Below are 26,335 nucleotides of genomic sequence, written 5' to 3'. Positions count from 1 at the left end.
TAGTCACATCAGCACCAGGAGCTGACCATGACATCCTGCTGCGAAGTGATATCGCATACGCCATCAAGTTGGAGAAGGTAATAATCCCCGGCCCAGCGACAGGAGAGGCACACGGGGTTTGCGAGGTTAGCCTCGATCTACCGCTGTCGAGTGTTTCCGGTCGGGCCTTGCGGCGGGTCGCTGAGGCGGTGAGCGGTGGCGGGTGCTATTCCGAAACGGTTACTCGGACCGGCATAATCGGACGAAACCGGCTCGGTTTAGCAGGGCCGAGGCAATAGCGTCGCCAGATGGGGTGTGCCATGAGAATTCACCTGCCGCGTCGATGGACAAGAGTCGGCGTCGCCGCAGTCGCAGCCGTAGCCGTAGCCGCCTTGCTGTGCGGCCTGAACGCCGCGCCACGCGCGCTGGCAGCCGACGACCGCCTGCAGTTCACCGGGACGACGCTGACCGGCGCGCCCTTCAACGGAGCGACCCTGCAAGGCAAGCCTGCGGTGCTGTGGTTCTGGACGCCGTGGTGCCCGTTCTGCAATGCCGAAGCCCCGGCAGTCAGCCAGGTGGCGGCGGCTAATCCGGCGGTCACGTTCGTCGGGATCGCGGCCAAGTCGGATGTCTCGGCGATGCAGAACTTCGTCGCCAAGTACAACCTCGGCTTCACCAACCTCAACGATTCCGACGGGTCGATCTGGGCGCGCTACAACGTGCCCTGGCAGCCGGCCTATGTGTTCTACCGCGCCGACGGCACGTCGACCTTTGTGAACAACCCGACGTCGGCCATGACCGAGCAAGAGCTGTCCGAACGTGTGGCCGCGCTCACCGGATAGGTGCCGCGCGTGGACCAACGGCTGACCGGTTTGGCTTTCGCCGCCGGATTGGTGGCGGCACTGAACCCGTGCGGTTTCGCGATGCTGCCGGCCTATCTGATTCTGGTGGTGCGTGGGCAGCGCGATGGGGTGGCCGCGCCGACCGGGTCCGCGGCGCTCTGGCGGGCCCTGCTGGCCACCGTGGGGATGGCGCTGGGGTTCATGACGGTGTTCGCGGTATTCGGCGCGCTGACCATTTCTGCGGCGACAGCGGTGCAGCGGTACCTGCCGTATGTGACCGCCATAATCGGGATAATGCTTGTGGCCCTTGGTATTTGGTTACTGCTGGGCCATCAGCTGAAGTTGCCGGCGCCGCGCGGTGCGCGATGGGCGCCGACCGTCCGGCTGGGATCGATGTACGGCTACGGCGTCAGCTACGCGATCGCCTCGCTGTGTTGCACCGTCGGGCCGTTCCTGGCCGTCACCGCGGCCGGTTTTCGCGGCGGTTCGATCGTCGGCAGCATCGCGATCTATCTGGCCTACGTTGCGGGCATCACCCTCGTCGTCGGTGTGCTGGCGCTGGGCGCGGTGTCGGCGAGTTCGGTGCTGGTCGACAATATTCGTCGAATCCTGCCGTTCGTCAACAGGATCGGCGGCGGGCTGCTGGTGCTGGTCGGGCTGTACGTGGGCTACTACGGGTACTACGAAGTGCGCCTGTTCGACGCGAACGGAAACCCCGAGGACGCGGTGATCGCCGGCGCCGGGCGCCTGCAGGGCACGCTGGCCGGCTGGGTGTACCAACACGGGGGATGGCCGTGGGCGCTGGCGTTGGCCGTGCTGCTGATTGGCGCGCTTGCCGGCGGATGGGTGCGACGCGCGCGACGATAGGCGCGCGACGACGGGGCTGCGACGCTGGGTCGGGGCGACTACCTGAGCCAGCCGCGGCGGCGACCCCACCAGTCGCGCGCCACGACGAACAGCACCAGGATGGCGAAGCCGACCAAGTACCAGTCCTCGATGCGGCCGACGTGGTTGCCGTCGTGAATCATCAACAGCAGAAATACGGCGGCGCACAACCCCACGACGTGCCAGGTGCGGTGGTTGATCCGGCTCCAGCCCCACTGCGCGGACGGCACCTCGACGGTGTCGACTCCGTCGGCACGTGCCACCTCGGTACTGGCCACGACGACTCCTCAGGATCGGCTGCGGATTGACTGCGCCCTGTCATTCTGGCCCTGACATTCTGGCCCTGTCATTCTGGCACACGCCACACCTGGCGAGGCGGGTGTATCTGCGGGATTGCCGAAAGACACACCCGCCGTCGCGGAGGCTACGCCGGCGGCATCAGCACCGTGTCGATCATGTACACCGTTGCGTTGGCGGTGGGCACACCACCGCACACCACGCCGGCGTTGTCCACCTTGAGGCTGTTGCCCTGGCCGGACACGTTCACATTGGAGCCCTGCAGCGTCTTGTGGGCACCGGCGACCTGAGCCGGGCTCAGCTGGCCCTGCACCACGTGATAGGTGAGGATCTTCTTCAGCAGGTCGGAGTTCGTCTTGAGCTCGTCGATGGTGGAGGCGGGCAGCTGGTTGAAGGCGGAGTCCGTCGGCGCGAACACCGTGTACTGGCCGCTGTCCAGGGTGTCCACCAGGTTGACCTGCGGGTTGAGCTGTCCGGACAGCGCGGCGGTCAGTGTGGTCAGCTCGGGGTTGTTGGATGCCGCGACAGCCACCGGATCTTCCGACATGCCGTCTACCGAAGCCGGGCCGCTGGGGTGCAGCGCCGCGTAGTCCGCGCATCCGGGGCCGACCAGATCGGTCGCCGCGGCGGTGGGCGAAGTGACCGTTGCCAGGCTCACCGCGGCCGCCGCTGCCAGCCCGGCTGCCGCAATTGTCGTGTTGTGCACCTTCATCGCTGTGTGGTTCCCTTCGTTGTCCAGATGGCGTTGTCCCGATGGCGTTGCATGGCCACCTGTGATGAACATAGGTCATTCGGAGCCGACAGGCGGCCGGATCGCGGTATCACCCATCGAAGCCTCAGCCGTAGGTGAACGAGTACACCGTCAACCCCCGACCGACCCGCACCTGCAGGGTTCCCGGCGCGACCGCGCTTCCGGCGACGATCTGGTGCGACGTCGGCGGGCCGCTCACCGGCAGCGTCGTCGGCGTTCCGTTGCGCGTCACCGTCAGGCTCCCGGTGCCGCCGGCGACGATGTAGACGTTCTTGGCGTGATAGTGCAGCTCAATGGCGGAGGCGTCGCTGTCGGACGTCGCGCCCTGATAGTTCAGCGACCACGGGCCCTGCAGCGCGAACGAGTCGTCGGGCAGGGCGGTCGGGAAGGCGAACGTCGCCGACCCCTCGTCGTAAACCCCGCCGCCGGCGTAGTTGACCATCTTGCCCACACCGAAGTAGGTCTCGGGCGTCAGCTTGGCCTTCGGGGTGGTGTCGGGCGCATCCACCGCCGAGGGCAGTTCGACACCGGGATGGGCGTCGGCCAGCAGTTGCCGGATCAGCTTCTCGGTGCCGTCGTAGTCGCCTTCACCGAACTTGATGTGCCGCACGGTGCCGGTGGCGTCGATCAGATATTCCGCCGGCCAATACCGGTTGCGGTAATTCGTCCAGGTCGAATAGCTGTTGTCCAGCGCGATCGGGTAGGTGATCCCCAGGTCCGCAGCCCCTTTGGCGACGTTGCCGGTGACCTTCTCGAAGGCGTACTCCGGCGTATGCACGCCGATCACCTCGAAACCCGAGTCGTGGTAAGCCTTGTACCAACCCTCGACGTGCGGGATGGCGCGCTGGCAGTTGATGCACGAATACGCCCAGAAGTCGATCAGCACGACCTTGCCGCGTAACGAGCGCAGGTCGAGCGGTTGGTTCCCGGGTGTGTTGAGCCATCCGGTAATACCTCTGAGATCCGGTGCAGGACCGCAGTTTTCCAGTTTGCGGGCGCCGTTGGTGCAGTTGGACAGCTGCCTGTTCTGGTCGTTGACGATGCCGCCCAGGTTGAGCTTTTCCTGAATCTGCTCGTCGCTGCCGAGCTTGTCCTGCAACGCGCTGGTGTAGTCGGGGATGGCCCGCTGCAGCATCGCCGGCACGTTGAACACCAGTGCCACCGCCAACAGGATCGTCACAACCCCTGCGGCGACTCGGATTTCGCGCTGACGGCGACGAAAAGCGCTGATCCGCTGAGTAACCCGCTGGCCGGCGAGCGCGAAGAACAGCAGCGGAATGGCGGCACCCAGCGCGAAGGCGCAGGTGAGCACGATTGTGCGCAGGCCGATGGTCGCGGTGGCGCCCGCCACCACGATCGCGGCCAGCACCGGGCCCGCGCACGGCACGTAGAGCACGCCCAACGCCAGGCCCAGACCGAACCCGTTGCCGCGGTTGGTCACCTGCTGTTGCGGGATGAGCGCGAACGGGCGTTCCAGGAGTTGCTCGACGCGGGGGAAGATCAGGCCGAGCCCGATTGCCAGCAGCGCCACCAGTGCAACCCAGCGGATCGCGTCCTGGGGCAGGTGCAGCAACGACAGCAGCGCCGACCCGACCAGGGTGACCAGCGTGAAGCTGAGCACCAGACCGCCGATCACCCGGTACGGGCGGGTGCGCACCCCCTGTGTCGCCACCGTGACGGCGGCCCCTTCGCCGGTGGTTTGGGCGCCGGTGGTTTGGGCGCCGGTGGTTTGGGCGCCGGTGGTTTGGGCGCCGGAGAAGAAAACCACCGGCAGCACCGGCAGGATGCACGGCGATATCCCGGTGACGAGGCCCCCGACGAGGCCGATCAGCGCAAGGGTGAACATACCCGTTATTCGCCGCCGCAGCCGCCGTGGACTGTTGACCGTGCACACGAATGAGGTTGGTCAACAACCAGATTGACCCCAGCGCATGGAACAGGGCAGCCCGGCGGACCGGGCTGCCCTGTCGGACGACGGTGTGGACCGTTACTGGCTAGGCGGCGTAAGCACAGTGTCGATCATGTACACCGTCGCGTTTTCGGTGTGCACCCCGCCGCACACCAGGCCCGCGTCGTTGACCTTGAGGTCGTTGCCCTGTCCGGTCACGTCGACGTCAGCGCCCTGGAGGGTCGTCTGCTTGCCGTCGACTTTGGCCGGGCTCAGCTGCCCCTGGACCACGTGGTAGGTCAGGATGCTCTTGAGCATCTCGGAGTTGGTCTTGAGCTCGTCGATGGTGGAGGCGGGCAGCTTGTCGAACGCCGAATTGGTCGGCGCGAACACCGTGTACTGGCCGCTGTTGAGGGTGTCGACGAGGTTCACGTTGGGGTTGAGCTTGCCCGACAGCGCCGCGGTCAGCGTGCTCAGCAACGGGTTGTTCGACGCCGCCGTCGCGACCGGGTCCTGGGCCATGCCGGTCACCGACGCCGGGCCGCTGGGGTGCAGCGCCGCGTAGTCGGCGCACCCCGAACCGACGAGGTCGGCGGCGGGGTCGGCCGTCGCCGACGTCTCCGGAGCGGCCATGCTGGTCGCCGAACTGCTGCTGGTCGACTGCTCGGACTCGGACTTGTTGCTCGAACATGCCGAGAAGCCGACGATGGCCAGTGCTGCCATGCCCACCGACGCGAGCGTCTTGGGCTGAACGGTTTTCATCTGAGATTCGACTCCTTTGTCAAGGACGGACGCGGTTGTCAAGGACGGACGCGCCGCCGGTACTCGATCAGACAGCCGTGATTCGGAGTCACCCCGGTCACGGATGGGCCGGACTTCGGCCCACTTCAGCATCCCTTATTTGCGGCCTCCCGAACACGGGTTTGGCTCTACTCCTGGGGATGGGGACACCGCGCGCGGCACAATGAGTGGGTGACCGACGGCCGCCGCGCAGTCCTGGTGCTGGGCAGCACCGGCTCGATCGGCACCCAGGCGCTCGACGTCATCGCCGCCAACCCCGACCGCTTCGAGCTGGTCGGTCTGGCCGCCGGCGGCGCACACCCGGAGCTGCTGGCCCGTCAGCGCGCCGAGTTCGGGGTGACCACGATCGCGGTCACCGACGAGCGGGCGGCGCGGGAGGTCGGCGACGTCACCCACGTCGGACCCGACGCGGTCACCCGCCTGGTCGAGAACACGCGGGCCGACGTCGTCCTCAACGCCCTGGTCGGGGCGCGCGGCCTGCGGCCCACCCTGGCCGCACTGGCCACCGGCGCCCGGCTCGCGCTGGCCAACAAGGAATCGCTGATCGCGGGCGGCCCGCTGGTGCTGGCGGCCGCGGCGCCCGGGCAGATCGTGCCGGTGGACTCCGAGCACTCCGCGCTGGCGCAGTGCCTGCGCGCCGGCAGCTCCGACGAGGTCGCCACGCTGGTGCTGACCGCCTCCGGCGGCCCGTTCCGCGGCTGGTCGGCCGGCGACCTCGAGCACGTCACCCCCGACCAGGCCGGCGCGCATCCGACCTGGTCGATGGGACCGATGAACACGCTGAACTCGGCGACGCTGGTCAACAAGGGTCTCGAGCTGATCGAAACCCACCTGCTGTTCGGCATTCCCTACCAGCGCATCGAGGTGGTCGTGCACCCGCAGTCGATCGTGCACTCGATGGTGACGTTCACCGACGGGTCGACGATCGCGCAGGCCAGCCCGCCGGACATGAAACTGCCGATCGCGCTGGCGCTCGGCTGGCCGGACCGGGTGCCCGGCGCGGCGGCCGCCTGCGCGTTCTCCACCGCGTCGCGCTGGGAGTTCGAACCCCTGGACGCCGACGTCTTCCCCGCCGTCGAGCTGGCCCGGCACGCCGGGCAGGCCGGCGGCTGCCTGCCCGCCGTCTACAACGCCGCCAACGAAGAAGCAGCGGGCGCCTTCCTCGCGGGCCGGATCGGATTCCCCGCGATCGTGCGCATCATCGCCGACGTGCTGAGCGCCGCCGACGAGTGGGCACCTGAATCGAGCGCTGCACCCGCTACCGTGGACGACATACTCGACGCGCAGCGCTGGGCCCGCGAGCGGGCGCGGCGGGCTGTCGAGACGGGCGGCGTGAGGAAGGTGGACCCAACCCGATGATGTTCGTTGTCGGCATCGTGCTGTTCGCGTTCGCGATCCTGGTCTCGGTCGCGTTGCACGAGTGCGGCCACATGTGGGTGGCCCAGGCGACCGGCATGAAGGTGCGCCGCTACTTCGTCGGCTTCGGCCCGACCCTGTGGTCGGTCCGGCGCGGCGGCACCGAGTACGGGCTCAAGGCGATTCCGGCGGGCGGTTTCTGCGACATCGCCGGGATGACCGCGGTCGAAGAGCTGACGCCCGACGAGCGCGACCGCGCCATGTACAAGCAGAAGACCTGGAAGCGGGTCGCGGTCCTGCTCGCCGGCCCCGGTATGAACGTCCTCATCGGGCTGGCCCTGGTCTACACCATCGCGGTGGTGTGGGGCCTACCGAACCTGCACCCGCCCACGTCCGCGATCATCGGCGAAACATCCTGCGTGGCACCAGAAATCGCGAAAGGCGAGCTGGCGAAGTGCACCGGTCCCGGGCCGGCGGCGGCCGCCGGCATCAAGCCCGGCGACGTCGTGGTCAAGGTCGGCGACACCCCGGTGGCCAGCTTCGCCGAGATGGCCGCCGCGGTCCGCAAGCTGCACGGCAGCGTCCCGATCGTCATCGAGCGGGACGGCGCCACGATGACCACCCTCGTCGACGTCACACCCACCCGGCGTTGGGTCGACGCCAAAGACACCGCGCCCTCGACCGTCGGCGCCATCGGGGTGGGCGCCGCCCAGTTCGGGCCCGTCCGCCACAACGCGCTCGCCGCGGTGCCCGCCACCTTCGTGTTCACCGGCGACTTGAGCGTGGAGCTGGGCAAAGCACTGGCCGCCATCCCCACCAAGGTCGGCGCGCTGGTGCATGCCATCGGCGGCGGGCAGCGCGACCCGCAAACACCGATCAGCGTGGTCGGTGCGTCCATCATCGGCGGCGATACCGTCGACCACGGACTGTGGGTGGCGTTCTGGTTCTTCCTGGCCCAGCTGAACTTCATCCTGGGTGCGATCAACCTGGTGCCGCTGCTGCCGTTCGACGGCGGGCACATCGCCATCGCGGTCTACGAGAAGATCCGCAACATGATCCGCTCGGCGTGCGGCAAAGTCGCCGCGGCGCCGGTGAACTACCTCAAGCTGATGCCCGCCACCTACGTCGTGCTGGTGCTGGTGATCGGCTACATGCTGTTGACGGTGACCGCTGATGTGGTCAATCCGATCAGGCTGTTCCAGTAGAACCCCCAGAGACAGAACTCCCAGAGACAGAACCCCCAGAGACAGAACCCCCAGAGACAGAACCCCCAGAGACAGAACCCCGGTAGGAGATTCTCGATGACCGTCGGCCTGGGAATGCCGGCATCGGCGCCACCCACCCTGGCGCCGCGGCGCAAGACCCGTCAGCTGATGGTCGGCGGGGTCGGGGTCGGCAGCGATCACCCGATTTCGGTGCAGTCGATGTGCACCACCAGGACCCACGACGTCGACGCGACGTTGCAGCAGATCGCCGAGCTGACCGCAGCCGGCTGCGACATCGTGCGGGTGGCCTGCCCGCGCCAGGAAGACGCCGACGCGCTGGCCGAGATCGCCCGGCACAGCCAGATCCCGGTGATCGCCGACATCCACTTCCAGCCCCGCTACATCTTCGCCGCCATCGACGCCGGTTGCGCGGCGGTGCGGGTGAACCCGGGCAACATCAAGGAGTTCGACGGGCGGGTCGGCGAGGTGGCCAAGGCCGCGGCGGCGGCCGGTATCCCGATCCGCATCGGCGTCAACGCGGGCTCGCTGGACCAGCGGTTCCTGGCCCGCTACGGCAAGGCCACCGCCGAGGCGCTGGTCGAGTCCGCGCTGTGGGAGGCGTCGCTGTTCGAGGAGCACGGCTTCGGCAATATCAAGATCAGCGTCAAGCACAGCGACCCGGTCGTCATGGTGAGCGCCTACGAGCAGTTGGCCGCCCGCTGCGACTACCCGCTGCACCTGGGCGTCACCGAGGCGGGTCCGGCGTTCCAGGGCACGGTCAAGTCCGCGGTCGCGTTCGGCGCGCTGCTCTCCAAAGGCATCGGCGACACCATCCGGGTGTCGCTGTCGGCGCCGCCGGTCGAGGAAGTCAAGGTCGGCAACCAGATCCTGGAATCGCTCAACCTGCGGCCGCGCGGGCTGGAGATCGTGTCCTGCCCGTCCTGCGGGCGTGCCCAGGTCGACGTCTACACGCTGGCCAACGAGGTGACCGCCGGCCTGGAGGGCCTCGACGTGCCGTTGCGGGTGGCGGTGATGGGCTGCGTCGTCAACGGGCCGGGCGAGGCCCGCGAGGCTGACCTCGGGGTGGCGTCGGGCAACGGCAGGGGCCAGATCTTCGTGCGCGGCGAGGTGATCAAGACGGTGCCCGAGTCGCAGATCGTCGAGACGCTGATCGACGAGGCCATGCGACTGGCCGCCGAGATGGGCGACGACCGCGAAACCGGGCACGATCCGGACGCGGCTGCGAGCGGTTCGCCCGTTGTGACCGTAAGCTGACGGCAGGCCCGGGTCGGGCCTCCTGCTTGTAAGAAAGCTGCTTGTAAGAAAGAGTCAGCATGTCGGCTCCGCCCATCCATCGCGCGGTCGGTCGGCGAAGTGTGTCGGTGGTGCGCGACGCAGCCGCCGTGCGCCGCGTCTTCGACGAGGATCCCGTCGGCTCGTGCATGGTGGCCGCGCGGGTATCCGACCACGGCATCGAACCCGGTTTGATCGGCGGCGAACTGTGGACCCGACGCCGCGCCGAGGAATCGCTGTGCTACGCCGGGCCCAACCTGATCCCGCTGCGCGGCGGCCCGGCCGACCTGGCCGCGTTCGCCGACGAGGCGATGAGCGCGTCGCGACGCTGCTCGTCGCTGGTGGGCCGGGCCGAGCTGGTCATGCCGATGTGGCGCCGGTTGGAGCCGGCGTGGGGCCCCGCCCGCGACGTGCGCGAGCACCAGCCGTTGATGGCGCTGACGTCGATACCGGCCTGCCCGATCGATCCGGGCGTGCGTCAGGTGCGGCTGACCGAGATCGACGCCTACCTGGTGGCGGCGATCGACATGTTCATCGGCGAGGTGGGTGTCGACCCGCGGATCGGCGACGGCGGCCGGGGCTACCGGCGCCGGGTGGCCGGCCTGATCGCGCAGGGCCGGGCGTGGGCGCGCTTCGAGGGCGGGGAGGTCGTCTTCAAGGCCGAGGTGGGGTCGCAGTCGCCGGCTGTCGGCCAGATCCAGGGTGTCTGGGTGCATCCGGATCGGCGCGGTCGCGGCCTGGGCTCGGCCGGCACCGCGACGCTGGCGGGGGTGATCGTCGGCACCGGGCGCATCGCCAGCCTGTACGTCAACAACTTCAACACGGTGGCCCGCGCCGCCTACGCCCGCGCCGGGTTCCGCGAAGTCGGCACCTTCGCGACGGTGCTGCTGGACTGAGCGCGCGCCGGCCCGGGGGAGATGCTCACCGATGGGCGCTCACTGATGGGCCGACGAGCAGGTCACTGGCACAGTTTGTCGACCTCGCCGAGCTGAGCATCCAGGGTGTGCCGCAACGGATCCTGAACGAAGTCGGGCGCACCGGACATGTAGCCGATGCTCAGCTGCTGGAGTGTGTCGGCCATCTTGGTGACTGCCTGGGCCAGGTCGGCCGGCGCCGCGGGTTCGCTCGCCAGGTGGTAGCGCAGGTAGTCGCCGCCGCTGTAGAGCGCCAAGCGCGCGTTGGCCGCCACCGCGAGGGCTCCGTTCGGATCGCCCGGGAGCGGGTTCTGCAGGTGGGTCTGGCTGACCACCGCTCTGCGTACGGCCGTCGATTCGGCGCACACCTTGGCTTTGGCGTCGGCGGTCTGTTGGTCGGTGAAGGATTGCGCACCTTGGTGCGACGGGCGTAACCACGCCCCGATGGCCAGCCCCAGAGCGACCAGCGCGATTGCCAGCGCCGCGAACGCGGACCAGCGTGACACCGACGGTCCGGCGGCGGAGAGCCTCCGGGCGCGCCGAGGGGCGGCAGTCGTGGGCTGCGCGGAGGTTTCCGGCTCGGAGGTTTCCTGCTCGGCGGAACTTTCCGGGTAGGGCTCGGCGGTAGGCGTGTCCATCATCGTCCGATCGTAGCGCGGGTGATCCGCGGGTTGATTGTGGTGCACCGGTTTCGGCCACGTTCGAATCCCTCGGTGCGCCTCCGCCGGTCCGAGAGCACGATTTCATAACATCAGCCTCAATGGCAACTCACAGCACGGCTTCATTGCGTGTCGCCGGGTTATCGCGTGTCCTATGCGGGATGACGGTGGTCGTCACGGCGATCGGCGTACCGGCCTGCACCCCGCGGCCGGACGGCCCCGCCCCGGCCGCCGAACGGTTCTTCGCCGCCCTGGCCGCCGGAGACACCGCGGCCGCCGCCGAGCTCAGCGACGACCCCAGCACCGCCCGGGAGGCGCTCAACGCCGCGTGGGCCGGGCTGCAGGCCACCCATCTGGACGCCCAGGGCCTCGGCTCGAAGTACACCGACGACACCGGCACCGTGGCCTACCGGTACACCTGGCACCTGCCCAAGAACCGGACCTGGACCTACGAGGGCCAGTTGAAGATGGCCCGCGACGAAGGCCGCTGGTGGGTCCGCTGGACCGCCACCGGGCTGCACCCGCAGCTCGGCGAGCATCAGACCTTCGCGTTGCGCGCCGATCCGCCGCGGCGCGCGGCGGTCAACGAAGTCGGCGGTACCGACGTGCTGGCGCCGGGCCACCTCTACCACTACACGCTGGACGCCGGCCGGGCCGGCGAAAACCTGATCGACAGCGCCCGCGCCGTCATCGATGCGCTGCACCCGTTCGACGACACCTTCGACGATCCGCAGCGCCTCGCCGAGCAGGCCAGCTCGTCGGCCGCGCCGCTGGACCTGATCACCCTGCGTGCCGACGACAACAACCGCGTCGCCCCCGCGATCGGCGCGCTGCCCGGAGTGGTGATCACTCCGCAGGCCGATCTGCTGCCGACCGACGACCGGTTCGCGCCGACGCTGATCAGCGAGGTGCGCAAAGCGGTGATCGACCAACTCGACGGCCAAGCCGGTTGGCGGGTGGTCAGCGTCAACCAGAACGGCGTCGACGTGGCGGTGCTGCACGAGGTGGAACCGTCGCCGGCCCCGTCGATCTCGATCAGCCTGGACCGAGCCGTGCAGGACGCCGCCCAGCACGCGGTGGACACCCGCGGCGGCAAGGCGATGATCGTGGTGATCAGGCCGTCGAGCGGGGACATCCTGGCGGTCGCCCAGAACGCGGCGGCCGACGCCGAAGGCCCCATTGCCACCACCGGCCTGTACCCGCCGGGGTCCACGTTCAAGATGATCACCGCTGGCGCGGCCGTCGAGCGCGACATGGCAACGCCGAACACGATGCTGGGCTGCCCGGGCAAAATCGAAATCGGGCGCCGCATCATCCCGAACTACGGCGGGTTCGATCTGGGCCTGGTGCCGATGTCGCGGGCGTTCGCTAGCTCCTGCAACACGACGTTCGCCGAACTGGCCAGCCGGATGCCGCCCCGCGGCCTGTCCCAGGCCGCCAGCCAGTACGGCCTCGGCGTGGACTACAACGTCGACGGCCTCCCGACCGTGACGGGTTCGGTGCCGCCGACCGTCGACCAGGCCGAGCGCACCGAAGACGGCTTCGGCCAGGGCAAGGTGCTGGCCAGCCCGTTCGGAATGGCCCTGGCTGCGGCCACCGTGGCGGCCGGCGGGACCCCGTCGCCCAGGCTCATCGTGGGCCGGCCGACGGCGATCTCCGGCACCGCCACCCCGATCAGCCACAAAATGCTCGACGCGCTGCGGCCGATGATGCGGCTGGTGGTGACGAACGGCACCGGCAAGGACATCGCCGGCTGCGGGGCGGTGTTCGGCAAGACCGGTGAAGCCGAGTTTCCCGGTGGTTCGCATTCCTGGTTCGCCGGATACCGCGGCGACATGGCGTTTGCCGCGCTGATCGTCGGGGGCGGCAGCTCCGAGTTCGCGGTTCGGATGACCAAGGTGATGTTCGACTCGCTACCGGCCGACTACCTGGCCTGAACGTGTGCGGTTGGGTGGTCGCCCGCGGGCCGCGCCGGTCGCTGCTGAGACGGCGCGGCTGAACCTCACCTACGCTGACGTTATGCCTACCCGAACCGCGCTGTCTCCCGGCGTCCTGTCCCCGACACGGCCGGTGCCCGCGTCGATCCCGCGTCCGGAATATGTGGGCAGGCCGACGGCGCGGGAAGGCGCCGAGCCGTGGGTGCAGACGCCCGAGGTGATCGAGAAGATGCGGGTCGCCGGGCGGATCGCCGCCGGCGCGCTGGCGGCGGCGGGCAGCGCGGTGGCCCCCGGGGTGAGCACCGACGAGCTGGACCGCATCGCCCACGACTACATGGTCGAGCACGGCGCGTATCCATCGACGCTGGGGTACAAGGGTTTTCCCAAGTCGTGCTGCACGTCGCTGAACGAGGTCATCTGCCACGGCATCCCCGACTCGACGGTGATCGAGGACGGTGACATCGTCAACATCGACGTCACCGCCTACATCGGCGGCGTGCACGGCGACACCAACGCGACGTTTCTGGCCGGCGACGTCTCGCAGGAGCACCGGCTGCTCGTCGAGCGCACCCGCGAGGCGACGATGCGCGCGATCAGGGCCGTCAAGCCGGGCCGGTCGCTCTCGGTCGTCGGCCGGGTCATCGAATCCTACGCAAACCGATTCGGCTACAACGTAGTTCGCGACTTCACCGGGCATGGCATCGGAACCACCTTTCACAACGGGCTGGTGGTGCTGCACTACGACCAGCCGAACGTCACCACCGTCCTCGAGCCGGGGATGACGTTCACCATCGAGCCGATGATCAACCTCGGCGCGCTGGACTACGAGATCTGGGACGACGGCTGGACCGTCGTCACCACGGACCGCACGTGGACCGCGCAGTTCGAGCACACCCTGGTGGTCACCGACGACGGCGCCGAGATCCTGACGCTGCCGTGACCGTGCGGAGTTCTACCCCCGCCGCGGCGGGTCACGCATGACACCGCACACCCGCCGCCAACCAGACCTCGGCGGGGCGCTGCTGGTCGCCGGCACCAGCTCCGACGCCGGCAAGTCCGTCGTGGTCGCGGGACTGTGCCGGTTGCTGTCCCGCAAGGGGATTCGCGTCGCGCCGTTCAAAGCGCAGAACATGTCCAACAACTCCGCGGTCACGATCGAGGGCGGCGAGATCGGCCGGGCCCAGGCCATGCAGGCCCGCGCCGCCGGCCTGGCGCCCAGCATCCGGTTCAACCCCATCCTGCTCAAACCCGGCGCCGACCGGACGTCGCAGCTGGTGATCCGCGGGCAGGTGGCGGGCACGGTCACCGCGACCGGTTACTGGAAACACCGTAACCGCCTGTCCGGCATCGTAATCGACGAATTGGCAAGCTTGCGATCAGAATTCGATGCCGTGATCTGTGAGGGTGCCGGATCCCCAGCCGAAATCAATTTGCGGGCAACAGATCTGGCCAACATGGGGCTGGCCCGGGCTGCGAACCTGCCGGTGATCCTGGTCGGGGACATCGACCGCGGCGGGGTGCTGGCGCATCTGTTCGGCACGGTCGCCGTGCTCGACGCAGACGACCAGGCGCTGATCGCCGGGTTCGTCGTGAACAAGTTTCGCGGCGACCCGGCGCTGCTGGCGCCCGGGCTGGCGCAGGTGGCCGAGCTCACCGGCCGGCCCACCTACGGGGTGCTGCCCTACGCCGACGACCTCTGGCTGGACGCCGAGGACTCCGTGTCGGTGCGGGCCGGACGGGTGCTGGGAACACCGCAACCGCCGCGCGGCACGCGGTGGCTGCGGGTCGCCGCGGTCCGGCTGCCGCGGATCTCCAACTCCACCGACGTCGAAGCGCTGGCCTGTGAGCCCGGCGTGCTGGTGCGCTGGGTCACCCAACCGGCGGACCTGGCTGACGCCGACGTGGTCGTGCTGCCGGGCAGCAAGGCCACCGTCGCCGACCTGCGCTGGCTGCGCGAACGTGGGTTGGCGCAGGCGGTCGTCGCGCACGCGCACGCCGGCGGGGTGGTGCTGGGCATCTGCGGCGGCTTCCAGATGCTGTGCCGCTCGATCGACGACCGGGTCGAGTCACGGTCGGGGCAGGTCGACGGGCTGGGGCTGCTGGAGGCCGACATCGTGTTCGCGCCCGACAAGGTGCTGCGCCGCTGGCAGCAGCCGCTGGCCGGCTACGAAATCCACCACGGGCGGGTGACCCGCTGCGCCGAGGCGGCCTGGTTCGAGGCGGAGGGATCCGCGCAGGGGCTTTGTCGCGACCGGGTTTTCGGCACCCACTGGCATGGCGTGTTCGACAACGACCACTTTCGGCGGACCTGGCTGTCCGCCGTCGGGCGAGACGGTTTCGTGGTGGCCGACGACGTCGACGTGGCGGCGCGCCGCGACGCACAGCTCGATCTGATGGCCGACCTGCTGGCCGCTCATCTCGACGTGGACGCCGTCGCCTGCCTGCTCGCCGACGGGCCGCCGCCGCGCCCGACCGTCGTCGCCGGTCTTCGGGCGTCCCGGTAGCTGATAGCGGTGTGAGAGACCTGCGGAAACGTCCCGCGCACCCGATGGCCGGCGGTACCGTGCCACCGTGGCTTCGACGACGCCTACGACGACGATGACCACCGTCGACGGGTTCCCCATCCAGGTCAGTGTGACCGGGCCGGAGAAGGGCTCCGTGGTGGTGGTGCTGGGCGCCGGGCATCGGGCGCCCCCAGCGTACGACCCGGTGTGTGAGCGGCTGCACACCGCGTCGCTGCGGACCGTCGTCGTCGCCCCCGACCCTCGCCTGACACCCAAGTCGGTGGTCGGAATTCTCGACGTGCTCGACGTCAACTGGGCGGTGCTGCTCGGCGACCGCACCGGCGCCGAGCTGGCCTGGGAACTGGCGGCGACCAGGCTGGACCGGTTCACCGGCCTGCTGGTCATCGACCGCGGGCATCCGCGGGTGGCCGACCTGAACGGCGTGATCCGCGACCCGCACTGCCCACCGGTGGAGATCAACACCACCGCGATGGTCAGCACCCCGGCGGCGCGAGCGGTGGCACGGGCCAGCCAGCGGTTCGTCTACCGCGACTACCGCCTGGTGGAACTGCTCCGAGGACGCAACGCGCGGGAGTCGACGGCGCAATTGGCGGCCGAGATCGTCCTGCTCACCAGCACCTGGTGACCGACGCGAGCCCGGTGGTGCCGGTGATCGGCATGACCACCTACCTGGAGCAGGCCCGGACCGGCGTGTGGGACGTCCCCGCCGGTTTCCTGCCGGCAGCCTACTTCCGGGGTGTCGCCCTGGCCGGCGGCGCGGCGGTGCTGCTGCCGCCGCAGCCGGTGGATCGCGGGATCGCCGCCCGGGTGCTCGACGGCCTGGACGGCCTGATGATCACCGGCGGCAAGGACGTCGACCCCGCCGCCTACGGGCAGCCGCCGCATCCGGCCACCGACGAGCCCGGGCGCGAGCGCGACGCGTGGGAATTCGCGCTGCTGCGTGCGGCGCTCGACCGGGGGCTGCCGGTGCTGGGCATCTGCCGCGGCGCGCAGGTGCTCAACGTCGCGCTCGGCGGCACGCTGCATCAGCACCTGCCCGACGTCATCGGGCACAGCGGTCATCGGGCCGGCAACGCCGTGTTCACCACCGTCACGGTGCGCACCGTGACGGGCACCCGGCTGGCCGCGCTGCTCGGGGACTGCGCCGAAGTGCCCTGCTACCACCACCAGGGCATCGCCGGCGTCGGTGCCGGTGTGGTGGTCGCCGCGACCGGCGGCGACGGGGTCATCGAGGCGGTCGAGGTACCCGGTGGCGGTTTCGTCGTGGCGGTGCAGTGGCATCCCGAGGAAAACCTGGAAGACCTGCGGCTGTTCACGGCGATCGTGGACGCCGCCCGGGTCTACGCAAGCGAGAGGATCAGCCCATGAGCACCGACCTGCGTGAACGGCTCGCCGGCCGCGTCGCCGTCGTCACCGGCGGCGGGGGCGGTATCGGCCTGGCGTCGGCGCGGCGTCTGCACGCCGAAGGAGCCACCGTCGTCGTCGGCGACATCGACCAGCAGGCCGGTGCGTCGGCGGCCGACGAACTGGGTGGCTTGTTTGTGCCGGTGGACGTTTCGGACGAAGCCGCCGTCGACGCGCTGTTCGACACCGCGGCGGCCCGCTACGGGTCTGTCGACATCGCGGTGAACAACGCCGGCATCTCGCCGCCGCAGGACGAGCTGATCGAGAACACCGAGCCGCCGGTGTGGCAACGCGTGCAGGACGTCAACCTGAAATCGGTCTACCTGTGCTGCCGGGCGGCGCTGCGGCACATGGTGCCGGCGGGCAGGGGGTCGATCGTCAACGTCGCCTCGTTCGTCGCGGTGATGGGGTCGGCCACGTCGCAGATCTCCTACACCGCGTCCAAGGGCGGGGTCGTCGCGATGTCGCGGGAGCTGGGCGTGCAGTTCGCCCGCCAGGGCATCCGGGTCAACGCGCTGTGCCCCGGCCCGGTGAACACCCCGCTGCTGGCCGAGCTTTTCGCCAAGGATCCTGACCGCGCCGCGCGCCGGCTGGTGCACGTGCCGATGGGCCGTTTCGCCGAGGTCGACGAAATCGCCGCTGCCGTCGCGTTTTTGGCCAGCGACGACGCCTCCTTCATTACGGCGTCGACGTTCCTGGTCGACGGCGGCATCACCGCGGCCTACGTGACCCCGCTGTAGCCGGTGCCGCGCCCGGGGATATTCAGCCGGCAGCGTCCGACCGCCCGGGCGACGCAGTCACCGGCAACGATGTCTCCGGCGACCACCCGCACTCCCGCAGCCAGCTGCGGGTCGGCATCCATGTCGACGCGTGCGGCGGCCGGCACGTTGGTGCCGCCGTGGTCGGCGGTGACCAGCAGCACCGCATCCGGCGGCAAACTGTCGACACGGTAGGCGGCCTCGGTCAGTCCGCTGCCGATGAACGCCGCCGGCAGCACGGCCCGCGTGCCGACGCCGGCTTGGGCGAGCCGCTCGAACCACGTCGGCACAGGCTGCCATCGGGTCGGCGGCGGATCGTCGCGCCAGCCGATGTGGTTCAACACCCGGTCGGAGCCGGGCAGTTTGACGGCGAACCCCAGGATTCCGTGTTCGCCCGGCGGCACCCCGGTGCCCAGAGATACCAGGCTGTTCGGTGTCGTCGACGGGAAGGTGCAGGACAGTTCGCGTAGCTATCCTGCACCGCCGACCAGCACCGACGCCAACAGTGGCGCGTCGGGGGCCAGCTCTGGCAGCAGGTGCCAGCCGATCCCGTCGACCAGCACGAGCGAGACCTGGCGGACGTCACGGACGTCGTCGAGGAGCCCCGATGGGTCGGTCGGACCGGGAACGTCGAACAGAGCAGCCGTCGCGGGCAGTACATCGCAGATCGAACCGGCCGCCATTCACGTCAGGCCCGTTCACGTCAGGCCCATTCACATCAGGCCCATTCACATTAGACCCAGCAGTGCGTTCTCGACGACCTCGGGCAGCGCCGGGTGGATCCAGTACTGGCCGCGGGCCATCTGCTGCGCGGACAGCCCGAAGCTCATCGCGCCGATCAGCGGCTGGATGATCGACGACGCCTGATGACCCATGAGGTGCGCGCCGAGGAGGCGCCCGGTGCCGCGCTCGGAGATCAGCTTGACGATACCGGTGGTGTCCTCCATCGCCCATCCGTAGGCGACGTCGGAATAGTCCTGGACCTTGACCGAGATGTCGAAACCCAATGCGACAGCTTTGTTCTCGGTCAGACCGACGCACGCGACCTGCGGATCGGTGAATACCGCGGCGGGCACGTACCGGTGGTCGGTGGCCGCCATCGCGTCGGTGTCGTCCCAGTCGCACAGCAGATTGTGCGCGACGACGCGCGCTTCGTGGTTGGCCACATGCTTGAGCTGATAGGGCGACGACACGTCGCCCAGCGCGAAAACGCCACGCGCGGAGGTGCGTTGGTATTCGTCGACGGCCACCCGGCTGTCGTCGAGGTCGATCCCGGCCTGGTCGGCGTCGAGCAGGTCGCCGTTGGGTCTGCGGCCGGTCCCCACCAGCACCATGTCGGTGGGTACCGTCGACCCATCGTCGAGTTCCAGCACGATACGGGAGTGCGCGTGGTGGGCGCCGACGACGTTCCGGTGGCTGCGCAGTTCCCATTTGGCCGACGCGATGCGGGTGAACCGTTCGCACAGCGTGTCGTCGAGGTGGCGCAGCAGCGTGCCGCCCCGGATCACCAGGGTGATCCGAACGCCGAGCGCGGAGAAGATGTGCGCGAACTCGGTTGCCACGAAACCACTTCCGATGATCGTCAGATGCTCTGGTAGCTCGGCGATCCGCATGATGGTGTCGCTGGTGTGGTACTCGACCCCGCAGTGGAGGATGGCCGGCGAAATCACCGGCCGGGCGCCGGCGGCGACGACGACCTGTTCGGCGGTGAATTGGTCGCCGTCGGAGGTGCGCAGCAGGTACCGTCCGTCGGGCTGGACCGGCCCGAACCGGGTGTGCCGGTCGTAGACGTCGATGTTGGCGGAAGATCGTCGGTAGTCCTCGCCGCCGACCGCGATCGGGTCGATGCGGCCGAAGACCCGCGACACGATGTCGCCCCAGCGCACCCGGTCAATGTGCGCGTCGACGCCGTAACGCGCTGCGCCCCGGATGCTTTCGGCCACTTCGGCGGCGTAGACGAACATCTTGGTCGGGATGCACCCGACGTTGAGACAGGTTCCGCCGAACGTGCCCTGCTCGCAGATCGCTACCCGCTTGCCGGCGTACCGGTCGTCGAGAATGCTGTTGCCCGAACCGGTTCCGATGATCGCAAGGTCGTAGGCCTCCACCGTCACTCAGCCGTTCTGCGATCTGCGTCGACGGCCGCTCCGAAGTGCTCGGACAGCCAGAGATCCAACGCCCGGTAGGCGGCGCGGCGGGGCCGCGGCAGGGACAGGAACACGTCGTGTTTCGCGTCGGTGATCTCGACGTCGGTGCTGCGGTGGATGCAGCCCGCCCACCGGGCGATGTGCGCCACGTCGAGAACCGCATCCCCGCACTGCAGGCTGATCGGGTCCGCGCCTCCGGCGACGCTGTGATCGGAGTGCAGCACCAGGCTCGGCACGCCCACGTCGAGTCCGCGGTGCAGCTGTCGCTGACCGCGGCGGGCGGCGTGCAGCCAGCCGAACGTGATCGGGAAGCCGCCCAGCGGTTTCCACCGCAGGTTGTAGTCGAACTCCCCGTGGTAGTCGCGGTGCAGGCTGGCGCCGTATCCGCCGGCCCCCGGCCCGCGGGCCACCGCGAATGGGTCGACGGCCGCGACGGCGGCGATCACCGCCGACGCCACCGGCCAGCGCAGGATCGCGGGGCCGGGCATGTCGAACCAGGGGCTGTTGAGTATCAGCCCGGACGCGCCGCCGGACGCGCCGCCTGCCGCCCGGCGTCGGCGCAACCGGCCCAACCACAGCGACGCGATCAGCCCGCCGGCCGAATGGCCGTACACCACGACCCGGGCCGAAGCGGTCTGCTCGGCGATGACGTCCAGCGCTCGGTTGAGCTCGACGTCGTAGCGGGCCAGGTCGGTGGTGAAGTGCGGGGTGTGGCCCGCCCGCCACGATCGCCCGCATTTACGCAGGTCCACCGCGTAGAAGGCGAAGCCTCGCGCGGCGAAGTGATCGGCCAGCCCGGTCTGGAAGAAGTAGTCGGTGTAGCCGTGTACCGCAAGCACGGCGCGTGCGGCCGGTGCGGCGTGGCCGCGTCGGATCAGGGTCGCGACGATGTCGCCTTCGCCGTCGGGATCGCGGCCCAGCTCGACGGTGTGCTGCCAGTAACCGGGCAGGACATCGGGCTGCCAACCAGTCACGTCCGCCAGCTTAGAGCGTGCGGGGTGGATCGCCCGCTGTGTCGGTGTCCCGATTCGCCGCGCGTGCGGTCACCGGATGGGATGGCGGGTGTCGGCGCCGGGCGGTCTAACCTGGGCATCTGGAGCACGACGGGAAGGACGAGCAGCCGGTGTCAGACCCGCGGGTGGCCTCGACGGCGAAGGCCGACGTCGTGCTCGTCGGGGCGGGAATCATGAGCGCCACCCTCGGCGCGTTGGTGCGTCGCCTGCAACCGGACTGGTCGATCACCGTCGTCGAGCGGCTCGACGCGGCCGCCGCCGAGAGCAGCGACCCGTGGCACAACGCCGGCACCGGCCACGCCGGGCTGTGCGAGTTGTTCTACACGCCGCAACGGCCCGACGGGTCGATCGACGTCACCAAAGCCGTGCACGTCAACGAGCAGTTCCAGGTCAGCCGTCAGTTCTGGGCGTACGCCGTGCAGCAGGGCATGGTGACCGATGTGCGCAGCTTTCTCAACCCGATCCCGCACGTGGGTTTCGTCCGGGGCTGCGACGGCGTCGACTACCTGCGCCGGCGGCACGCGGCGCTGGAGGCTAACCCGCTGTTCGCCGGCACCGAATTGATCACCGGCGCAGACGAATTCGCCCGCCGGTTGCCGTTGATGGCGGCCAACCGCGACTTCGGCGAGCCCGTCGCGCTCAGCTGGGCCGACCAGGGCACCGACGTCGACTTCGGCGTGCTGACCAAAAAGCTGCTGGGCTTCTGCGTGCGCACCGGCGCCACGCTGCTGTTCGGTCACGAGGTCCGCAGTCTGTCGCGGCTGTCCGACGGTGGCTGGGCGTTGCGGGTCCGTAACCGGCGCACCGGCGAAAACCGCACGCTCGAAGCGAAATTCGTGTTCGTCGGGGCCGGCGGGCAGGCGCTGCCGCTGCTGCAACGGGCCGGTATTCCCGAGGCGAACGGATACGGCGGCTTCCCGGTCGCCGGGAAGTTCCTGCGCAGCTGGACTCCCGCTGTCACCGCCGGGCACCGGGCCAAGGTGTACGGGCTGCCCGCCCGCGGCGCGCCGGCGACGACGGCACCTCATCTGGATGCCCGGATCGTCAACGGCAGGACCAGTCTGCTGTTCGGTCCGTTCGCCGGATGGTCGCCGAAGTTTCTGCGGCACGGCCGCCTCAGCGACCTGGCGCGGTCGGTCAAACCCGCCAACCTGCTGCCCATGCTGGGCGTCGCCGTCCACGAGCGCACACTGGTCGCCTACCTGATCGGGCAGCTGGCCCGCAGCGACGCCGGGCGGGTCGACGCGCTGCGGGCATTCGTTCCCAGCGCCCGCGACGGTGACTGGCAGACCACGGTGGCCGGCCAACGGGTGCAGGTGATCCGCCGCCGCCGCGGCGGCGGGGCGCTCGAATTCGACACCACCGTGGTGGCCGCCGCGGACGGCAGCATCGCCGGGCTGCTCGGGGCGTCGCCGGGGGCGTCGACGGCGGTGCCGGCCATGCTCGACGTGCTCGAGCGATGCTTCCCCGAGCGGTACCGGCTGTGGCGGGCGACCCTCGCCGAGATGGTGCCGTCGCTGGGGGTCAGCCTGTCGCGTGAGCCCGCACTGTTCGAGGAGGTGTGGTCGTGGGGGACCAAGATGCTGTGCGTGGGGTCCGGGACGGCGCAGACGCCGTGAGACCGTATCCGTTCAGCGCGATCGTCGGCCACGACCAGTTGCGGTTGGCGCTGATCCTGTGCGCGGTGCGCCCGGAGATCGGCGGCGTGCTCATCCGCGGTGAGAAGGGCACCGCGAAGTCGACCGCGGTGCGCGGCCTGGCTGCGCTGCTGTCCGCCGCCGACGGGGGCGACGCCCGGCTGGTCGAATTGCCGATCGGCGCCACCGAGGACCGGGTGGTCGGGTCGCTGGATCTGCAGCGGGTGCTGCGCGACGGCGAGCACGCCTTCTCGCCCGGGCTGCTGGCCCGCGCTCACGGCGGTGTGCTCTACGTCGACGAAGTCAACCTGCTGCACGACCACCTGGTCGACCTGTTGCTCGATGCCGCCGCGATGGGACGGGTACACGTTGAGCGCGACGGGATTTCGCATTCGCACGAGGCCCGTTTCGTGTTGATCGGGACCATGAATCCCGAAGAGGGCGAACTGCGCCCGCAGCTTTTGGACCGGTTCGGCCTCACCGTCGAGGTGCGTGCGTCGCGTGACGTCGACGTGCGAAGCCAGGTCATCAGGCTGCGGATGGACTACGAGGCCGATCCGGACGTGTTCGCCGCGCGGTATGTGGCTGCCGACGCGGAGCTGTCCCGCCGGATCGCTGCCGCGCGGGTGTTCGTCGGCAATGTGGTGCTGGGCGACAACGAATTACGGCGGATCGCGGCGTTGTGCGCGGCGTTCGACGTCGACGGCATGCGCGCCGACCTGGTGGTGGCCCGGACAGCGGTTGCGCACGCCGCGTGGCGCGGCGCCGGTTGCGTCGAGGAGCAGGACATCCGGGTGGCGGCCGAGCTGGCGCTGCCGCACAGACGTCGCCGGGACCCGTTCGACGATCCCGGCATCGACCGCGAGCAACTTGACGACGCACTGGCGCGGGCGGGACAGCAGCCCGACGACCCGGAGCCCGATCCCGACCCACCAGGCGGCGGGGGAGAAAGCGCAGAAGACGCTTCCCCGCAAGGGAATTCGCCGCTGGGTTCGATGGGCGACGACCCGCAGCGCCCGGCTTCGCCGCGCTCGCGATCATCGCCGAAAGCCCTCCGCCCCAGCGCGGCGCCGTCGGCGACCTTCCGTACCCGCATGCTCACCGTGCCCGGGGTCGGCGCAGGAGCGCCGGGACGTCGATCGCGGGCCCGCAACGCCGCCGGTGCGGTGGTGTCGGCCACGGCGGACGGCGCCGCGGGGCACGGTCTGCATCTGTTCGCCAGCGTCCTGACCGCAGCTGCACACGTCGACGCGACGCGCCGACTGCGCCTGCGGCCCGGCGATATCCGCCGTGCGGTGCGTGAGGGCAGAGAAGGCAACCTGGTGATCTTCGTCGTCGACGCGTCGGGCTCGATGGCGGCCCGGGACCGGATGGCCGTGGTGAGCGGCGCCGCGCTGTCGCTGTTGCGCGACGCCTACCAACGCCGGGACAAGATCGCGGTCATCACGTTCCGCCAGGACGGGGCCCGGCTGCTGCTGCCGCCCACCACGTCGGCGCACATCGCCGGGCGCCGACTGGCGCGGTTCGACACCGGCGGCAGGACCCCGCTGGCCGAGGGTTTGCTCGCCGCCCGCGAGCTGGTGCTGCGCGAGAGGGTCCGCGATCGCACCCGGCGCCCGCTGCTGGTGGTGCTCACCGACGGTCGGGCCACCGCGGGCCGGGACCCGTTGGGCCGCAGCAGATCCGCCGCCGCACTGCTGGCTGCCGAAGGTGTGGCCGGTGTCGTGGTCGCCTGCGAGACGTCGTTCGTCCGGCTGGGGTTGGCCGAGCAGCTGGCCACCCATCTCGGCGTGCCGGCGGTGCAGCTGGAACAGCTGCGGGCAGATTGGCTGACCCATGCCGTGCGCAGTGTGGCCTGAGCTGCTGGAAGGAAAACTCCTATGCCGCAGGGCCGTCCGATCCAGCTGCCCGACGACGGGCTGACCACCCGCGCGCGGCGCAACACGGCCGTGCTGGCTGTGCACACCGGTGCGGGCAAGGGAAAGTCGACGGCGGCGTTCGGGATGGCGTTGCGGGCGTGGAACGCCGGACTGAAGGTTGCCGTGTTCCAGTTCGTCAAGAGTGCCAAGTGGAAAGTCGGCGAGGAGGAGGTGTTTCGCCAACTCGGGCGGCTACACGACGAACACGGGCTGGGCGGTGCGGTGGAATGGCACAAACTGGGTGCGGGCTGGTCGTGGTCGCGCAAGACCGGCAGCGCCGACGACCACGCGTCGGCCGCCGCGGAGGGGTGGGCCGAGATCGCGCGACGGCTGGCCGCTGCGCGGCATGATTTCTACGTGCTCGACGAGTTCACCTACCCGCTGCGGTGGGGCTGGATCGACGTCGACGAGGTGGTGGCGGCGTTGCTGGGCCGGCCGGGCAGGCAGCACGTGGTGATCACCGGCCGTGATGCCCCGCCGCGGTTGGTCGACGCCGCCGACCTGGTGACCGACATGACCAAGGTCAAGCATCCGATGGATGTCGGTCGCAAGGGCCAGAAGGGCATCGAGTGGTGACCGCGCCCGCGGTCGGCGTCGCCGACTGTGCGGTTTCATACGCGACACGCCGGTTGCCGCGTATCAAACCGCACAGTCGAGGCCGGGGCACCCGGTGACCGCGCCGGCGGTCGTCGTCGCCGCACCCGCCTCCGGCAGCGGAAAGACCACGGTGGCAACGGGGTTGATGGGCGCGTTGCGGCAAGCGGGCCACCGGGTCGCGCCGTTCAAGGTGGGCCCGGACTTCATCGATCCGGGCTATCACGGCCTGGCGGCCGGACACGTCGGGCGCAACCTCGACCCGGTGCTGGTTGGCGAGCAGCTCGTCGGTCCGCTGTACGCGCACGGCGCCGCCGGCGCGGACATCGCGGTGATCGAGGGCGTGATGGGCCTTTTCGACGGGCGGATAACCGCCGAGGCCGGTGTGCCGGCGGCCGGGTCCACCGCGCACGTCGCGGCCGTGTTGGCCGCCCCGATCCTGCTGGTGGTCGACGCTCGCGGACAAGGGCAAAGTATCGCCGCTCTGCTGCAAGGCTTTTCGACATTTGACGCCGCGACCCGGGTGTCCGGCGTCGTGCTCAACCGAGTCGGGTCGGGCAGGCACGAGCAGGTGCTGCGGCAGGCATGCGAGCAGGTCGGCATCCCGGTGCTGGGCGCCATTCCGCGCAGCGCTGACATCGAGCTCCCGTCGAGGTATCTCGGTCTTGTCACCGCCGTCGAATACGGTCGCCGCGCCCGGCAGGCGGTGGAGGCGATGACTGCCCTGGTGGCTCGCCACGTCGATTTGGCAGCAGTGGTGCGGATTGCCGGGGGCCGGGTGCTCGACGCGCCGTGGGATCCGGCGTCTGCTGTGGGCGAGATTGCCGAGCGGCATGCCGTCGTCGCGCTGGCCACCGGACGGGCCTTCAGCTTCGGCTACGCCGAACACACCGAGCTGCTGGGAGCCGCAGGTGCCGACGTGGTCGAGTTCGACCCGCTCAGCGACCCGCTACCCAATGGCACCGACGCGGTGGTGCTGCCCGGTGGGTTCCCCGAACAGTTCACGGCGGAGCTGTCGGCCAACGACGTCCTGCGCCGTCAGATCAAGGAGTTGGCCGTCTCCGGTGCGCCGGTGCATGCCGAATGCGCCGGGCTGGTCTACCTGGTAGCCGAACTCGACGGTCACCCGATGTGCGGCGTGCTCGCCGGATCGGCACGATTCACGCAGCGCCTCACGTTGGGGTATCGAGATGCGGTGGCGGTTGCCGATTCGTCGCTGTATTCCAGCGGCCAGCGCGCTGTCGGACACGAGTTCCATCGAACTGCGGTCACATTCACCGACAGGTACCAGCCGGCGTGGGTGTGCCGGGGCCATGCCGTGGACACCGTGCGCGACGGCGTCGTGCACGCCGGTGTGCACGCGGCGTATCTGCACACCCATCCGGCTGCCGCGCCGGGCGCGGTCGCGCGTTTCGTCACGCACGCCGCCGCCGGCGCCAGGTCGGCCTGACCTACTGCGCCCGGCTGCGCCGCGCTGGCGATCGCACGGTGTTCGACGGTGGCGACCGCTGCGCCCGGCTGCGCCGCGCTG

At 69.8% G+C, this 26,335-nt stretch carries 23 protein-coding genes and 1 pseudogene; 16 read left to right on the top strand and 8 right to left on the bottom strand.

The annotated features are described in order from the left end of the window. The first annotated feature begins 299 nt into the window (after positions 1-299). Together ABDW21_RS02030 and ABDW21_RS02025 are read left to right on the top strand one after the other, a co-directional pair. Positions 300-821, top strand: a complete 522-nt coding sequence (locus tag ABDW21_RS02030) for a protein disulfide oxidoreductase (protein ID WP_343599403.1) — start codon at positions 300-302, stop codon at positions 819-821. 9 nt (positions 822-830) lie between these two features. Then, on the top strand, positions 831-1,688 hold the full coding sequence (locus ABDW21_RS02025; protein WP_343599400.1) for a cytochrome c biogenesis CcdA family protein: 858 nt from the start codon (positions 831-833) through the stop codon (positions 1,686-1,688). Between the two features lie 38 nt (positions 1,689-1,726). Here the strand turns inward: ABDW21_RS02025 and ABDW21_RS02020 are convergent, their stop codons facing one another. The 4 genes from ABDW21_RS02020 to ABDW21_RS02005 all read right to left on the bottom strand — a co-directional run bounded on the left by ABDW21_RS02020 (position 1,727) and on the right by ABDW21_RS02005 (position 5,404). Then, complete coding sequence (locus tag ABDW21_RS02020) at positions 1,727-1,984, bottom strand: DUF2631 domain-containing protein (RefSeq protein WP_343599399.1); 258 nt, start codon at positions 1,982-1,984, stop codon at positions 1,727-1,729. A 146-nt stretch (positions 1,985-2,130) separates the two neighbouring features. Beyond that, positions 2,131-2,715: a fasciclin domain-containing protein gene (locus tag ABDW21_RS02015; protein ID WP_343599398.1), complete on the bottom strand. Its 585-nt coding sequence runs from the start codon at positions 2,713-2,715 to the stop codon at positions 2,131-2,133. A gap of 124 nt (positions 2,716-2,839) precedes the next feature. Then, positions 2,840-4,600: a cytochrome c biogenesis protein DipZ gene (locus ABDW21_RS02010; protein WP_343599396.1), complete on the bottom strand. Its 1,761-nt coding sequence runs from the start codon at positions 4,598-4,600 to the stop codon at positions 2,840-2,842. 141 nt (positions 4,601-4,741) lie between these two features. Next, positions 4,742-5,404, bottom strand: a complete 663-nt coding sequence (locus tag ABDW21_RS02005) for a fasciclin domain-containing protein (RefSeq protein ID WP_343599394.1) — start codon at positions 5,402-5,404, stop codon at positions 4,742-4,744. A 210-nt stretch (positions 5,405-5,614) separates the two neighbouring features. Between ABDW21_RS02005 and dxr the strand changes: the two genes are divergently transcribed. The 4 genes from dxr to ABDW21_RS01985 all read left to right on the top strand — a co-directional run bounded on the left by dxr (position 5,615) and on the right by ABDW21_RS01985 (position 10,193). After that, positions 5,615-6,802 (top strand): 1-deoxy-D-xylulose-5-phosphate reductoisomerase, encoded by a 1,188-nt coding sequence (dxr, locus tag ABDW21_RS02000; protein ID WP_343599392.1) that lies wholly within the window; start codon positions 5,615-5,617, stop codon positions 6,800-6,802. Beyond that, a complete protein-coding gene (locus ABDW21_RS01995) occupies positions 6,799-8,004 on the top strand; it encodes a M50 family metallopeptidase (protein ID WP_343710007.1) in 1,206 nt (401 codons plus the stop codon). The genes dxr and ABDW21_RS01995 overlap by 4 nt, the downstream gene beginning before the upstream one ends. Positions 8,005-8,100: 96 nt before the next feature. Beyond that, positions 8,101-9,279, top strand: coding sequence for a flavodoxin-dependent (E)-4-hydroxy-3-methylbut-2-enyl-diphosphate synthase (ispG, locus tag ABDW21_RS01990; protein ID WP_343599388.1), 1,179 nt, complete (start codon positions 8,101-8,103; stop codon positions 9,277-9,279). A 59-nt stretch (positions 9,280-9,338) separates the two neighbouring features. After that, positions 9,339-10,193 carry a GNAT family N-acetyltransferase gene (locus ABDW21_RS01985; RefSeq protein ID WP_343599386.1) on the top strand — a complete coding sequence of 285 codons (855 nt, stop codon included), beginning with the start codon at positions 9,339-9,341 and terminating at the stop codon, positions 10,191-10,193. 62 nt (positions 10,194-10,255) lie between these two features. Here ABDW21_RS01985 and ABDW21_RS01980 read toward each other — a convergent pair whose 3' ends face one another. Then, complete coding sequence (locus ABDW21_RS01980; protein WP_343599385.1) at positions 10,256-10,852, bottom strand: hypothetical protein; 597 nt, start codon at positions 10,850-10,852, stop codon at positions 10,256-10,258. Between the two features lie 119 nt (positions 10,853-10,971). On the opposite strand from ABDW21_RS01980, the gene ABDW21_RS01975 reads away from it, so the two are divergent. The 6 genes from ABDW21_RS01975 to ABDW21_RS01950 all read left to right on the top strand — a co-directional run bounded on the left by ABDW21_RS01975 (position 10,972) and on the right by ABDW21_RS01950 (position 17,476). After that, positions 10,972-12,807 carry a penicillin-binding transpeptidase domain-containing protein gene (locus tag ABDW21_RS01975; RefSeq protein ID WP_343599383.1) on the top strand — a complete coding sequence of 612 codons (1,836 nt, stop codon included), beginning with the start codon at positions 10,972-10,974 and terminating at the stop codon, positions 12,805-12,807. A gap of 82 nt (positions 12,808-12,889) precedes the next feature. Beyond that, the gene (gene map / locus ABDW21_RS01970; protein WP_343599381.1) at positions 12,890-13,747 is read left to right on the top strand and encodes a type I methionyl aminopeptidase; all 858 of its coding nucleotides are present in this window, start codon (positions 12,890-12,892) and stop codon (positions 13,745-13,747) included. Positions 13,748-13,784: 37 nt separating this feature from the next. After that, complete coding sequence (locus ABDW21_RS01965) at positions 13,785-15,311, top strand: cobyric acid synthase (RefSeq protein WP_343710006.1); 1,527 nt, start codon at positions 13,785-13,787, stop codon at positions 15,309-15,311. A gap of 94 nt (positions 15,312-15,405) precedes the next feature. Further along, positions 15,406-15,957 carry an alpha/beta hydrolase gene (locus tag ABDW21_RS01960; protein WP_343710010.1) on the top strand — a complete coding sequence of 184 codons (552 nt, stop codon included), beginning with the start codon at positions 15,406-15,408 and terminating at the stop codon, positions 15,955-15,957. A gap of 32 nt (positions 15,958-15,989) precedes the next feature. Beyond that, entirely contained in the window at positions 15,990-16,700 is a 711-nt protein-coding gene (locus ABDW21_RS01955) for a gamma-glutamyl-gamma-aminobutyrate hydrolase family protein (protein ID WP_343599441.1), read from the top strand. Continuing rightward, a complete protein-coding gene (locus ABDW21_RS01950) occupies positions 16,697-17,476 on the top strand; it encodes a 3-oxoacyl-ACP reductase (protein ID WP_343710005.1) in 780 nt (259 codons plus the stop codon). The genes ABDW21_RS01955 and ABDW21_RS01950 overlap by 4 nt, the downstream gene beginning before the upstream one ends. Positions 17,477-17,547: 71 nt before the next feature. On the opposite strand, the pseudogene ABDW21_RS01945 reads toward ABDW21_RS01950, so the two are convergent. From ABDW21_RS01945 to ABDW21_RS01935, 3 genes and pseudogenes are all read right to left on the bottom strand, one after another. Next, positions 17,548-18,177, bottom strand: a pseudogene (locus ABDW21_RS01945) (alkaline phosphatase family protein); the annotation flags it as partial. A gap of 45 nt (positions 18,178-18,222) precedes the next feature. Beyond that, positions 18,223-19,602, bottom strand: a complete 1,380-nt coding sequence (gene mtr / locus ABDW21_RS01940) for a mycothione reductase (RefSeq protein ID WP_343599439.1) — start codon at positions 19,600-19,602, stop codon at positions 18,223-18,225. Between the two features lie 2 nt (positions 19,603-19,604). Continuing rightward, positions 19,605-20,615, bottom strand: coding sequence for an alpha/beta hydrolase (locus ABDW21_RS01935; protein WP_343599375.1), 1,011 nt, complete (start codon positions 20,613-20,615; stop codon positions 19,605-19,607). 164 nt (positions 20,616-20,779) lie between these two features. Between ABDW21_RS01935 and mqo the strand changes: the two genes are divergently transcribed. The 4 genes from mqo (at position 20,780) to ABDW21_RS01915 (ending at position 26,254) form a co-directional block, all read left to right on the top strand. Then, the gene (mqo, locus tag ABDW21_RS01930) at positions 20,780-22,273 is read left to right on the top strand and encodes a malate dehydrogenase (quinone) (RefSeq protein WP_343710009.1); all 1,494 of its coding nucleotides are present in this window, start codon (positions 20,780-20,782) and stop codon (positions 22,271-22,273) included. Further along, the gene (locus ABDW21_RS01925; protein ID WP_343710004.1) at positions 22,270-24,150 is read left to right on the top strand and encodes a VWA domain-containing protein; all 1,881 of its coding nucleotides are present in this window, start codon (positions 22,270-22,272) and stop codon (positions 24,148-24,150) included. Before mqo ends, ABDW21_RS01925 begins: the two co-directional genes overlap by 4 nt. A gap of 21 nt (positions 24,151-24,171) precedes the next feature. Next, positions 24,172-24,786, top strand: a complete 615-nt coding sequence (cobO, locus tag ABDW21_RS01920) for a cob(I)yrinic acid a,c-diamide adenosyltransferase (RefSeq protein ID WP_343599372.1) — start codon at positions 24,172-24,174, stop codon at positions 24,784-24,786. A 94-nt stretch (positions 24,787-24,880) separates the two neighbouring features. Next, positions 24,881-26,254 (top strand): cobyrinate a,c-diamide synthase, encoded by a 1,374-nt coding sequence (locus ABDW21_RS01915; RefSeq protein ID WP_343710003.1) that lies wholly within the window; start codon positions 24,881-24,883, stop codon positions 26,252-26,254. Positions 26,255-26,335 lie beyond the last annotated feature (81 nt).

Source organism: Mycobacterium sp., assembly GCF_039583805.1.
GTDB lineage: Bacteria > Actinomycetota > Actinomycetes > Mycobacteriales > Mycobacteriaceae > Mycobacterium.
The sequence above is the reverse complement of the archived record's forward strand: the minus strand, read 5'-3'. Positions and strand labels throughout refer to the sequence as shown.

What these genes read in the sequence shown, in the direction of transcription:
- ABDW21_RS02030 (WP_343599403.1), top strand. Translation starts at nt 300, where the DNA reads ATGAGAATTCACCTGCCGCGTCGATGGACAAGAGTCGGCGTCGCCGCA.
- ABDW21_RS02015 (WP_343599398.1), bottom strand. Translation starts at nt 2,715, where the DNA reads ATGAAGGTGCACAACACGACAATTGCGGCAGCCGGGCTGGCAGCGGCG.
- ABDW21_RS02010 (WP_343599396.1), bottom strand. Translation starts at nt 4,600, where the DNA reads ATGTTCACCCTTGCGCTGATCGGCCTCGTCGGGGGCCTCGTCACCGGG.
- ABDW21_RS02005 (WP_343599394.1), bottom strand. Translation starts at nt 5,404, where the DNA reads ATGAAAACCGTTCAGCCCAAGACGCTCGCGTCGGTGGGCATGGCAGCA.
- ABDW21_RS01995 (WP_343710007.1), top strand. Translation starts at nt 6,799, where the DNA reads ATGATGTTCGTTGTCGGCATCGTGCTGTTCGCGTTCGCGATCCTGGTC.
- ispG (WP_343599388.1), top strand. Translation starts at nt 8,101, where the DNA reads ATGACCGTCGGCCTGGGAATGCCGGCATCGGCGCCACCCACCCTGGCG.
- ABDW21_RS01985 (WP_343599386.1), top strand. Translation starts at nt 9,339, where the DNA reads ATGTCGGCTCCGCCCATCCATCGCGCGGTCGGTCGGCGAAGTGTGTCG.
- ABDW21_RS01980 (WP_343599385.1), bottom strand. Translation starts at nt 10,852, where the DNA reads ATGATGGACACGCCTACCGCCGAGCCCTACCCGGAAAGTTCCGCCGAG.
- ABDW21_RS01975 (WP_343599383.1), top strand. Translation starts at nt 10,972, where the DNA reads ATGGCAACTCACAGCACGGCTTCATTGCGTGTCGCCGGGTTATCGCGT.
- map (WP_343599381.1), top strand. Translation starts at nt 12,890, where the DNA reads ATGCCTACCCGAACCGCGCTGTCTCCCGGCGTCCTGTCCCCGACACGG.
- ABDW21_RS01965 (WP_343710006.1), top strand. Translation starts at nt 13,785, where the DNA reads ATGACACCGCACACCCGCCGCCAACCAGACCTCGGCGGGGCGCTGCTG.
- ABDW21_RS01960 (WP_343710010.1), top strand. Translation starts at nt 15,406, where the DNA reads ATGACCACCGTCGACGGGTTCCCCATCCAGGTCAGTGTGACCGGGCCG.
- ABDW21_RS01955 (WP_343599441.1), top strand. Translation starts at nt 15,990, where the DNA reads ATGACCACCTACCTGGAGCAGGCCCGGACCGGCGTGTGGGACGTCCCC.
- ABDW21_RS01950 (WP_343710005.1), top strand. Translation starts at nt 16,697, where the DNA reads ATGAGCACCGACCTGCGTGAACGGCTCGCCGGCCGCGTCGCCGTCGTC.
- cobO (WP_343599372.1), top strand. Translation starts at nt 24,172, where the DNA reads ATGCCGCAGGGCCGTCCGATCCAGCTGCCCGACGACGGGCTGACCACC.